Below are 11,636 nucleotides of genomic sequence, written 5' to 3' on the forward strand. Positions count from 1 at the left end.
CCGCTCCGAGTCGGCTTCCTGCCTCCCGTCGCTCTGCCTGCGTCCTGCAGGCAGCCCCGGCCCGCCAGGCACGCCTCAACGATTTAGAGGCCACACCCCACACCCGCCTGTAATATCTCAGCAAAAATCAAAAAGAACAGACAATGCACAAATCCCCCAGCCACACCACACAACACAAAAATCCCCGCTACTTGCAGCGAGGGTTGTGTCGCGTAAGACCGGTGAACCGCAGAAAGGAAGACAAGGTTATTCCGCCCGGACGGCGGAATAAGGCGAACCGAGGCATGGATGCCGAGTCGAGCCGGCCGCAGGCTGACTGCCCGGAGGTGAACGCAGTGCGCAGCACCGGTCGCCAGCGAAAACGGGGATTGCAAAGGGGGCGAGCCCCCTTTAGCCCGTTCACAGGCTGTGAAGCCACATTAACCACATCACTTCAGGTGAACGGAACCCGCTGCACTGACCCCACAGGAAGTGAACGGAACAGTCACCACTGTAACAATAATCTGCCAGCACAGAGCAAATTGCGCGCCGTGCCAGCAGCAAAAAACAAACAAAGACATACCAGGCTCTGGACTTACAGCCACTCAACACAATACAAAAAACCCCGCTACTTGCAGCGAGGCCTGTTCGCGTAAGACCGGTGAACCGCAGAAAGGAAGACAAGGTTATTCCGCCTGGACGGCGGAATAAGGCGAACCGAGGCATGGATGCCGAGTCGAGCCGGCCGCAGGCTGACTGCCCGGAGGTGAACGCAGTGCGCAGCACCGGTCGCCAGCGAAAACGGGGATTGCAAAGGGGGCGAGCCCCCTTTAGCCCGTTCACAGGCTGTGAAGCCACATTAACCACATCACTTCCGGTGAACGGAACCCACTGCACTGACCCCACAGGAAGTGAACGGAAACAACTACACCACTGAAAGTGGAGAGCAAATTCCCCCCGCTTACTCCACTGAACGCTGCGCCTTCACTTCCAACGCATCCAGCAACTTCTGATGAATCCCACCAAAACCACCATTACTCATCACCAGAATCACATCACCTGGTTGCGCCGATTTACTTATCATATCCACCAGCGTGTCGAGGTCTGCGCTCCAGTGTGCTGGCTGCACACAGGCTTCAGCCACTTCGGCAACCTGCCAGGGAATATGCTGAGGCTGGAACAAAAAGACTTCATCTGCCCGGCCCAAAGATGGGGCGAGGTCATCTTTACTGATCCCCATTTTCATGGTGTTGGAACGCGGCTCCAGCACAGCGAGAATGCGTTTGGTGCCACCCACTTTGCCGCGTAAGGCCGCAAGTGTAGCCAGAATAGCGGTAGGGTGATGAGCGAAATCGTCATACACCGTGACCCCATTTGCTTCACCGCGCAATTCCAGACGGCGGCGGGCATTAATAAATGAACCCAGCGCTTTAGCGGCATCTGCGGGTGCCACACCAACATGGCGTGCAGCTGCAATTGCCATCAGGCCGTTATGCATGTTGTGCTCGCCAACCAGCGCCCAATCAACTGCTGCAACCTGTTCACCATCCAGCCACACTTCCCACTGGGAAGCATCCTGGTTTGCTTTTTTCGCCTGCCAGTGACCTTGTTCGCCAACCAGCTCCTGCTCACTCCAGCAGCCCATTGCCATAACCTGTTTCAGGTTAGTGTCATGCTCCGGCAGAATAATACGCCCCTGGCCTGGCACAATACGCACCAGGTGGTGGAACTGTTTCTGAATGGCTTTCAGGTCGTCGAAAATATCGGCGTGGTCGAACTCAAGGTTATTGAGAATCAGTGTCCGCGGGCAGTAATGCACAAACTTGGAACGTTTATCAAAGAAGGCGCAATCATATTCATCGGCTTCAATAACAAAGAACGGGCTGTCACCCAGGCGGGCAGAAACGTCAAAATTACCGGGAACACCACCAATCACAAAGCCTGGCTGGTAGCCACAGTCTTCCAAGATCCAGTTAACCATCCCGGCCGTTGTCGTTTTGCCATGCGTACCCGCAACAGCAATCACCCAACGGTCGCGCAGAACGAAATCATGCAACCATTGTGGCCCGGACATGTACGGAATACTTTTTTCCAGCACCGCTTCCACGCAGGGATTACCACGCGTCATTGCGTTACCGATGATGACTAAATCGGGTTGCGGTTCCAGTTGGCTGGCATCATAGCCCTGAATCAGGTCTATACCCTGTTTTTCCAACAACGTGCTCATTGGCGGGTACACATTGTCATCGGACCCGGTTACTTCATGCCCCAAAGCCCGTGCCAGCATGGCAAGGCCGCCCATAAACGTGCCACAAATTCCCAGAATATGAATACGCATAGCTCTGTCCTTTTCCTTTCTGGCGCACATTCTACCCGTATGTTCTATGATGAATAAATGACTTTTCAGCGAAATCCCATCCTTGCTGGCGCGATTCACCAGTGCGCGTTTATTTTAAACTTTGTTAGTATTGTTGTATTCGCTCTACTCAACCGCTTTACTCCACTGAATGCAGGGAAAGTGTTATGAAAACGTTAGGTGAATTTATTGTCGAAAAGCAGCACGAGTTTTCTCACGCCACCGGGGAACTCACTGCGTTATTATCGGCGATAAAACTGGGTGCCAAAATCATCCACCGCGATATCAACAAAGCAGGTCTGGTTGATATCCTGGGGGCCAGCGGCGCCGAGAATGTTCAGGGTGAACAACAGCAGAAGCTGGATTTGTTTGCCAATGAAAAACTGAAAGCAGCACTGAAAGCCCGCGATATCGTTGCCGGCATCGCTTCTGAAGAAGAAGACGAAATTGTTGTTTTCGAAGGGTGCGAGCACGCAAAATATGTTGTGCTGATGGACCCACTGGATGGCTCTACCAATATCGACGTTAACGTTTCTGTTGGTACCATCTTCTCTATTTACCGCCGCGTTACACCGGTTGGTACGCCTGTTACTCTGGAAGACTTTCTGCAACCTGGCAGCCAGCAAGTGGCAGCAGGCTACGTAGTTTATGGCTCATCCACCATGCTGGTTTACACCACTGGCTGTGGTGTTCACGCCTTTACCTACGATCCGTCTCTGGGGGTTTTCTGCCTGTCTCAGGAGCGCATGAATTTCCCACCAAAAGGCAACACCTACTCCATTAACGAAGGGAACTACATTAAATTCCCGCAAGGTGTGAAAAAGTACATTAAGTACTGCCAGGAAGAAGACAAGGCGACTAACCGCCCATACACTTCACGCTATATCGGTTCCCTGGTTGCTGACTTCCACCGTAACCTGCTGAAAGGTGGCCTGTACCTGTACCCCAGCACAGCAAGCTACCCGGAAGGCAAACTTCGCCTGTTATACGAATGCAACCCTATGGCATTCCTAGCCGAACAGGCTGGTGGGAAAGCGAGCGATGGTAAACAGCGTATTCTGGATATTCAGCCAGACAGCCTGCACCAGCGCCGCCCGTTCTTTGTGGGTACAGAACAAATGGTTGATGACCTGGAGCGCTTTATGCGCGAATACCCGGATTCACTGTAAGCCAGGTAATCAGCCTTTCATCAGGTCATTCAGGGCGCATAAGCGCCCTGTTTTTATTGCGTGTCAGGCAGGAAGTGCCAGCGGCAGTTCAGCTTCTTCCCTGCCAGGTTCAACTACGGTGTCATCCTGGGCCAGTTTAAATTCCCCAACCACAGCCATTAACTGCCGTGACTGATTTTCCATCGCCTGCATGGATGAAGCTGAAACCTGTACCAGGCCGGCGTTTTGTTGTGCTGCATCGTCCATTTGATTCACTGCGATATTGATTTGCTCAATTCCATGGCGTTGTTCTTCAGAAGCGGTGGCTATTTCACGAACCAGTTTGGTCATGCGCAACACTTCCGTTGCTATCTCATCAATCGTTTCTCCGGCTTCCAGAGCCAGTTGCTGGCCTTCATCGACATGCTCACGGGAGGCCATGATTAAAGAGCGAATTTCTTTTGCAGCATCCGCGCTGCGCTGAGCCAGATTGCGCACCTCACTGGCAACCACGGCAAATCCGCGCCCTTGCTCACCAGCACGAGCCGCTTCTACAGATGCATTAAGCGCCAGTATATTGGTCTGAAAGGCAATACCATCGATAACGCCAAGAATGTCGCCGATTTTGTTGGAACTGGTGGCGATATCCTGCATTTTTTCGATGACATAACAGACTTTCTCACTTCCCTGGTCTGCCGTGTCGGACACATGCAGTGTCATATCATGTGCCTGGTGGGCATTATCGGCATTCTGTTTTGCTGTCGCGGTAATCTGCTCCATACTGGCTGCCGTTTGTTCTAATGAACTGGCGGTGCTTTCGGTACGCTGAGCCAGTTCCACATTGCCGTTAAGCAGCATCTGGCTTCCCTGGTCAATCCCATGTGCCACGCTTTTCACCTGGCTCATTGAATCCATCAAAGCTGTGCGCATGGCATCAATAGCCTGGCTCAGCCGCCCCAGTTCATTGCGGTTATGGTAACTACTTGCCTGAGTCAGGTCGCCCTGAGCGACTTTTTCGAGCAGCACAATGGCATTATCCAGTGGGTGCAGAAAACGGTGGCGCAACATCAGCCAGGCGATGGCCATTAACCCCGCGGTTGCCAGTAGCGCAACAACAATCAGGCCCAGTACCCGGCTCTTTCTTGCCTGCACAGACTGTACCTGTTGACTGCCATATTCATCTGACCATGACTGAAATGCCTGCATCCGGTCATCAAACTGGTTTGCCAGAGGCATCAGCTTGTTTTCCAGCAAGTCATAATAATCATCGGCACTTTGCTTATTCAGAGCGTCCTGCATAGGAACAATGCCCTGTGCATCGTAAGTGACGAAGCTTTTGCCCAGTTCCTGCAGTAATGACGCGCCTTTGGTGTCATCAATACCAGTGGCGACCTGTGCCATGATTGTTTTACGTGCGCTGGCGATATCACTGTTCACCTTTTTCACCAGAGCAGCGGCATCATCCAGCATGCCGATTTCCATTAAACGAACTGCCTGCCCGGCATCATTGCGCGCACGCAGCAAAGCGATATAGCTCTGGTCTATACCCGCCAGTTGCTGGCTGTGCAGATCATTAATACGTTGTAGCGAAGAGGCGCTGTTCTGGAGCGCATAAATACCGATTGCGCTGACCATCAGCATCAGGAATGTCATTATGGCTAACAGGGAGAGCAATGCTGTACGTAGAGAAAGATGTCGTAACATAAAATAGCCCCGGTAGTGGCAAGAATGATTAAAAATATAACAGTACGGTTATCGTCCACTACCGGGGTAAGTTTAATGATTTTTCATAAGGTTACGTCTTTGTTGGCTCTATGTTAATTCTGTTAACAGGAACACTCTGGCGACCTTCCCAGAACGCCATCAGTCCACGTTGCATCGCAATAAAAATAAATAACAGAATGCCAATAGCAATTTTGGTCCACCACGAGCTCAGCGTGCCGTCGAAGTTAATGTAAGTCTGAATTAACCCCTGAATTGCCACACCAAACAGGGTCCCCAGCACCGTTCCCACGCCACCACTGAGTAACGTGCCGCCAATAACAACCGAAGCGATAGCATCCAGCTCAACCCCAACACCAGCCAGGGCATAACCTGCTGAGGTATAAATGGAAAAGACAATCCCCGCCAGGGTTGCCAGCCCAGTAGAGAGCATATAAATACCAATAGTGGTGCTGCGGGTTGAAATCCCCATCAGGTTGGCAGATGTGGCACTGCCGCCAATGGCGTACACCCGGTTACCAAACTGCGTGCGGCTTGCCACCAGAATGCCAAACACCACCACCACTAACATTACCACGCCCAGGAAACTCAGGCGGCCACCGCCCGGAATTCGCCAGGCCAGAGTGGACAAGGTTTGGTAGACAGGGTGATTGATAGGAATCGACTCTTCAGACAACAGATAGCTGGCTCCCCGCAAGAAGAACATACCGGCCAGGGTGATGATAAAAGCGGGGATCTTCAGGCCATCTATCAGCAACCCCATAAATGCACCGAACCCACATCCCATCAGCATGACCAACGGGAATGCCACAGCCGGAGACATCCCCCAGTCGCCCAGCGCTTTTGCCAGAAATACCCCGGTAAAAGCGATTACTGACCCAACTGAAAGATCAATCCCGCCGGAGATAATCACAAAGGTCATGCCAACGGCGATGATCCCCAGAAAAGCGTTATCTGTCAGAATATTACAAATGACCCGGGTTGAGGCGAAGCCCGGAAACTGAGCCAGGCAGAACAGGTAGCCGAGAATAAACACCAGCAGGGTGATCACCAGCGGCAAATTACGCTTCATCATGGCGGCGCCACCTTTTAATCAATGAAATAAAACGCTGAGACTGAACAACCAGCACACACAGCACGACGATGGCTTTCACCACCTGGTTCATTTCCGGCGGAAAGCCTGACAGCAGAATCCCGGTGTTCATGCCCTGAATAATCAGTGCGCCCACCACTGACAGCACCATGTTGAAACGCCCGCCCATCAGCGAACCACCGCCGATAACCACAGCAAGGATCGCGTCCAGTTCGAGCCACAACCCGGCATTATTGGCATCGGCACCGCGAATATCTGCGGCGACAATTATCCCGGCAATGGCTGCGCACAAACCGCTCAGCACATAGGTGAGCATTACAACAATACGGGTATTCACCCCGGCGTTTTTTGCCGCACGAATGTTGATCCCTGCCGCTTCAATAAACAGCCCCAGTGCTGTTTTGCGCACCAGAACCCAAAAAGCGACCAGGGTTATCAGGGTAATGACCACTGGCGTTGGGAAGAACAACAGCGAACCGCTACCCAGCCAGGAAAGGTGAGGCGAGTTAAAGGTGACGATTTGCCCGGAGGTGATAAGCTGCGCCACACCGCGCCCGGCAACCATCAGGATCAGGGTGGCAACGAACGGCTGAATCTTAAGTATGGCGACCAGAATGCCATTCCATAACCCGGCCAGCATGCCAACGCCCAGTGAAGCCAGAATCACCACAGCCAGCGAATGCCCCTGCACGGTCAGTGCCGCGGCAGTGGCCCCGGCAATTGCCATGGTTGCCCCAACAGACAAATCAATACCACCAGTGGCAATGACCAGCGTCATACCAATCGCCAGTAATGCCACCGGTGCGGCACGGTTAAGGATATCAATAGGGCTGCCAAACAGGCGGCCATCCTGCAAAGTTACCTGGAAAAAGTGGGGTGCAACCAGGCTGTCCACCAGTAATACCAGCAACAGCGCAATAAATTGCGGGGTGCCCTGCGGCCAGCGGAAGGTGCGGCGGCGCTGCCCGGGGCCTGATAACGAATGCGGCATCACAATCTCCTCCTTATGCCGCAATGGCATTCATAATGGCGGCGACAGAGAGATCTTCGAGGGGGATCTCGGCAATTTGCTGGCGATCACGCATGATCACCACCCGGTCGGCATAGCCCACCAGTTCTTCCAGTTCTGAAGAGATAACCAACAGCGCCAGGCCATCTGCGCAAAGTGTTTCTATCAGGCGGATAATTTCAGCATGTGCGCCCACATCAATACCGCGGGTCGGTTCATCGAGGATCAGGAACTGGGGTTTGGTGAGCAGCCAGCGGGATAACAAGACTTTTTGTTGATTCCCACCAGATAAAAACTCAATGGGTTGTTCCATGCCCGGTGTGCGGATCCCCAACTGGCGGATAAACCGCTCGGCTATTTGCTGCTGTTCTTTACGCGGAATTGGCCGTAGCCAGCCACGCTGTGCCTGGAGCGCCAGAATGATATTTTCCCGCACAGATGCAGCGGCGATGATCCCGTCGGTTTTTCGGTCTTCGGGGCAAAAACCAATCCCGGCGCAGGAAGCCTGATGCGGCGTGCGCAGTGCCATCGTTTTGCCTTTTACCGCCACACTACCTGCATCGGAAGGGCGAATGCCAAACATGACTTCTGCGGTTTCAGTACGCCCGGAACCCAGCAGGCCAGCCAGACCAACAATTTCGCCGGGGCGTACTGCCAGGTCGAACGGTTTGATCACACCTTTTTTGCCGTAGCCGGTAAATTCCACCACGGGTTTGTCGCTCAGCAGTGTTCGCCCGGCACGTTGCAGCGCATTTTGTTCAAGCTCACGGCCCAGCATCATCTTAACCAGTTCAATTTGTGGCAGATCGGCTGTGTTTTCCGTGCCAACAAATGCACCATTACGCAGTACGGTAATTCTGTCCGTCACTTCATAAACCTGGTCGAGAAAGTGGGTGACGAAGATAAGGCTGGTGCCCTGATCACGCAGTTGACGCATCAGAGTGAACAGCATTTCAACTTCTTTGGTGTCGAGGCTTGCGGTGGGTTCGTCCAGGATCAGGACTTTGGCCGACAGATCCACAGCCCGGCAAATAGCGACAATTTGCTGCATGGCCACCGAATAACGATTCAGGGGTTCACGTACATCCAGTTCAAAACCGTAAGAAGCCATCAACTTACTGGCACGGCGGATCATTTCTTTGCGCTGCAGTAAGCCAAAACGGCGAGGTTCGCGGCCAATAAACAGGTTATCGGCCACGGACATATTCGGGAGCAGGTTAACTTCCTGGTAGACCGTACCGATCCCCAGGCGCTGTGCGTCTGCCGTATTTTTCGGTGAGACAGACTGCCCTTCCAGGTAAATAGCCCCGGTATCACGCTGATAAACACCAGTCAGGCATTTGATCAATGTTGATTTACCGGCACCATTTTCACCCAGCAAGGCCATTATCTCGCCCCGGCGTAGTTGAAAATCGACATGATCCAGCGCTTTTACGCCGGGGAAAAATTTACTCAGGCCTTCCGTACGCAAAATTTCCTGATTATCACGGGTGTTCATCGCGGAGTCTCCGGTCAGGGAAACGGCTCAGGCCACGAAAGCAGCCTGAGCCTGGTTGGTTAATAACCCATATGGAGTTTGCGCTCGTATTCCTGTTTCGCTGTATCTGGCAGGTAGAGCGTTGATTTGGTGATAATTGTTTTCGGTGGAACAGTGCCGTCTTTTTTGTATTTTTCCAGCGCATCGAAGGCCGGGCCTGCCATATCTGGCGTCAGTTCAACGCTGGCATTTGCATCGCCTGCCATCATGGCTTTGTAGATATCCGGTACGCCATCAATAGAGCCGGTGAGAATATCTTTACCCGGTTTTAACCCGGCTTCTTTAATGGCCTGGATTGCCCCGATGACCATATCGTCGTTATGGGCGTAAACCATGCAAATATTTTTGCCGTTGTTCTCCGCTTTGATGAAGCTTTCCATGACTTCTTTACCTTTACTGCGGGTAAAGTCGCCAGACTGGGAACGAATGATTTTGATATTTGGCGCTTTGGCAATGGCTTCAGCAAAGCCTTTCTTGCGGTCAATCGCCACGCTGGCACCCACAGTACCCTGCAACTCAACAACATTACACGGCTTACCTGCGACAGTTTTTACCAGCCAGTCGCCAATTAACTGGCCTTCCAGCACGTTGTTGGCTGTTACCGTGGTCATGTACAGGGATTTGTCTTTCACATCAATAGAACGGTCCAGCAGGAACACCGGGATCTTCGCATCTTTGGCTTCTTCCAGCACCGGCTCCCAGCCGGTCGCTACCACAGGTGCAATGAAGATTGCGTCCACGCCCTGGGCAACAAAAGAGCGTACCGCTTTAATCTGGTTCTCTTGTTTTTGCTGTGCATCGGCAATTTTCAGGGTAATTCCGCGTTCTTTCGCTTCCGTTTTGGCAACATTGGTTTCTGCCGCACGCCAGCCAGACTCAGAACCAACCTGAGAAAATCCAACCACCAGGGGGGCTGCCATCGCTGTTGATGACATAGCCACTGAAACTGCAGAGACTAAAAGTAACCGCTTCCACATAAGCGCGTCCTCTCGTAGGGTTATTATTGGTAAGAAGTACATCTGCAGGGGAAACTATAGACAATTCGGGATGTAACAGAATGCGTTACATCACAATTCAAAAAAGTAGCATAATTGTTAACATTCAGTTTTGGTCAAGGATCGGGCTGGATGAGGCTCCTCACCACAAAAGGTAAGTGCTGTTTTTTTCATCAATGAATTCGCTGGGATTTCCCTTTTGTAACCGGTTACAAGAATTTATAAATAATGCGGCTGGCTTTATGGATTTTTATGCTGGAAAGTACGCTGCCGCTTGCCTCGAACTTTTCCGGATTAAGAAAAACAGGCGAAGACATTCGGGCGCAGTTGGCTATAATACCCGGCACTTGTTTGCCACACATTTAAAGGAAACAGACATGAGCTTACTGAACGTACCAGCAGGCAAAGATCTGCCGGAAGACATCTACGTTGTTATCGAAATCCCGGCTAACGCAGACCCTATCAAATACGAAGTCGACAAAGAAAGCGGCGCACTGTTTGTAGACCGTTTCATGTCTACTGCTATGTTCTACCCGTGCAACTACGGCTACATCAACCATACCCTGTCTCTGGACGGTGACCCGGTTGACGTACTGGTGCCAACTCCGTACCCGCTGCAGCCGGGTGCTGTTATTCGTTGCCGTCCGGTTGGCGTACTGAAAATGACTGACGAGTCTGGCGAAGATGCCAAACTGGTTGCAGTACCGCACACCAAACTGAGCAAAGAATACGATCACATTAAAGATGTGAACGACCTGCCAGAACTGCTGAAAGCACAGATCACCCATTTCTTTGAACATTACAAAGATCTGGAAGCAGGCAAATGGGTGAAAGTTGACGGTTGGGACAACGCAGAAGCCGCTAAAGCTGAAATCGTTGCCTCTTTCGAACGCGCTGCCAAAAAATAATGCCTGATACAGCCATGCGGCGCGATGCCGGTGGCAGGGTGCTCACCGCACCCGTCAGCGCATAAATCATTAAGGACTGCCCTGCGGCAGTGCTTAAGATTGATGAAAAAGAAGGAAAAAGCGTGGTTTTTCCTTCTTTTTAGTTAGCAGCCGAAAATCAATAAATTGATTTTCCTGGTTTGTTATTGGGCGACATCCTCTCGTTCTGTGCGAACATGAGGTTTGTCAGCAGACTCAAGCACTGCCCTGCGGCAGTGCTTTTTTATTGGTACATTTTTGTCGTGGCAGGTTAAGAAAACGGGAAGTGCGGTTATGCCTGCACTTCCCGTGGTTTACCTGCGGTTTGCAGAAATTATCAGAAATGGTGCGTCAGGCTTAACAGGAAGCCTTTGTCCTGTGCGCCGTCTTCACGCCAGTGGAACGCATTCGCCCCAATGTCCAGGCTGCCCTGGCGGTAGTGCGCGCCCGCCGTGGCCTGGCTGTTCACCCCGCCACCGCGTTTGCCGTCTTCCACCCGGAACTGCTGCCCCGATGCCCCTGCCAGGCTGGCCGTGCGCCCCTGGCGGCTGAATGCCAGGTTCGGCCCCGCTTCCAGTACCGCCTGCGCGCCCCAGCCACGGTCGCCGGACCAGTTCAGGTGCAGCCCGGTTACCGCGTCCACCGCCGTTTCCGTGTAACGCTGCATGCTCAGGTTGAAATCCCCTGCTCCGCGCTCCTGCATACTCCCGGTCATCTGGTGGCGCAGCGCCACGCCAGCGAACGGTTTCACATGCAGGTTATCGCCCAGCTTCAGGGTTTTCGCCCCTTCACTGCGCAGTGCCAGCTGCTGGATGTGCACGTCGCTGCGGGCACTGTTGCGCACCCCTTCAAAGCGGATGTCGCGGCGGCT

General features: G+C 52.7%; 9 protein-coding genes. 2 read left to right on the forward strand and 7 right to left on the reverse strand.

The window, feature by feature from the left end; genetic code table 11:
• Positions 1–940 precede the first annotated feature (940 nt).
• Entirely contained in the window at positions 941–2,317 is a 1,377-nt protein-coding gene (gene mpl / locus DT73_RS15915; RefSeq protein ID WP_036111416.1) for a UDP-N-acetylmuramate:L-alanyl-gamma-D-glutamyl-meso-diaminopimelate ligase, read from the reverse strand.
• Between the two features lie 185 nt (positions 2,318–2,502).
• Between mpl and fbp the strand changes: the two genes are divergently transcribed.
• Positions 2,503–3,504 carry a class 1 fructose-bisphosphatase gene (gene fbp / locus DT73_RS15920; RefSeq protein WP_036111419.1) on the forward strand — a complete coding sequence of 334 codons (1,002 nt, stop codon included), beginning with the start codon at positions 2,503–2,505 and terminating at the stop codon, positions 3,502–3,504.
• A 63-nt stretch (positions 3,505–3,567) separates the two neighbouring features.
• On the opposite strand, the gene DT73_RS15925 is transcribed toward fbp, so the two are convergent.
• The 5 genes from DT73_RS15925 to ytfQ all read right to left on the reverse strand — a co-directional run bounded on the left by DT73_RS15925 (position 3,568) and on the right by ytfQ (position 9,821).
• Complete coding sequence (locus DT73_RS15925) at positions 3,568–5,187, reverse strand: methyl-accepting chemotaxis protein (protein WP_072006980.1); 1,620 nt, start codon at positions 5,185–5,187, stop codon at positions 3,568–3,570.
• 91 nt (positions 5,188–5,278) lie between these two features.
• Positions 5,279–6,280 carry a galactofuranose ABC transporter, permease protein YjfF gene (gene yjfF / locus DT73_RS15930; protein ID WP_036111422.1) on the reverse strand — a complete coding sequence of 334 codons (1,002 nt, stop codon included), beginning with the start codon at positions 6,278–6,280 and terminating at the stop codon, positions 5,279–5,281.
• Positions 6,267–7,289, reverse strand: a complete 1,023-nt coding sequence (gene ytfT / locus DT73_RS15935) for a galactofuranose ABC transporter, ATP-binding protein YtfT (RefSeq protein WP_036111426.1) — start codon at positions 7,287–7,289, stop codon at positions 6,267–6,269. The genes yjfF and ytfT overlap by 14 nt, the downstream gene beginning before the upstream one ends.
• 13 nt (positions 7,290–7,302) lie before the next feature.
• Positions 7,303–8,805 (reverse strand): galactofuranose ABC transporter, ATP-binding protein YtfR, encoded by a 1,503-nt coding sequence (gene ytfR / locus DT73_RS15940; RefSeq protein ID WP_036111429.1) that lies wholly within the window; start codon positions 8,803–8,805, stop codon positions 7,303–7,305.
• Between the two features lie 59 nt (positions 8,806–8,864).
• Positions 8,865–9,821 carry a galactofuranose ABC transporter, galactofuranose-binding protein YtfQ gene (gene ytfQ, locus DT73_RS15945; RefSeq protein ID WP_036111430.1) on the reverse strand — a complete coding sequence of 319 codons (957 nt, stop codon included), beginning with the start codon at positions 9,819–9,821 and terminating at the stop codon, positions 8,865–8,867.
• Positions 9,822–10,216: 395 nt separating this feature from the next.
• Here ytfQ and ppa point away from each other — a divergent pair, with 395 nt between their 5' ends.
• Complete coding sequence (gene ppa / locus DT73_RS15950) at positions 10,217–10,747, forward strand: inorganic diphosphatase (RefSeq protein WP_036111433.1); 531 nt, start codon at positions 10,217–10,219, stop codon at positions 10,745–10,747.
• 355 nt (positions 10,748–11,102) lie between these two features.
• Here the strand turns inward: ppa and DT73_RS15955 are convergent.
• On the reverse strand, positions 11,103–11,636 hold a 534-nt coding region (locus tag DT73_RS15955; protein WP_036111442.1), incomplete at its 5' end, for an autotransporter domain-containing protein.

It is taken from the genome of Mangrovibacter sp. MFB070, from assembly GCF_000705335.1.
In the GTDB taxonomy this organism is placed as follows: Bacteria; Pseudomonadota; Gammaproteobacteria; order Enterobacterales; family Enterobacteriaceae; genus Mangrovibacter; species Mangrovibacter plantisponsor.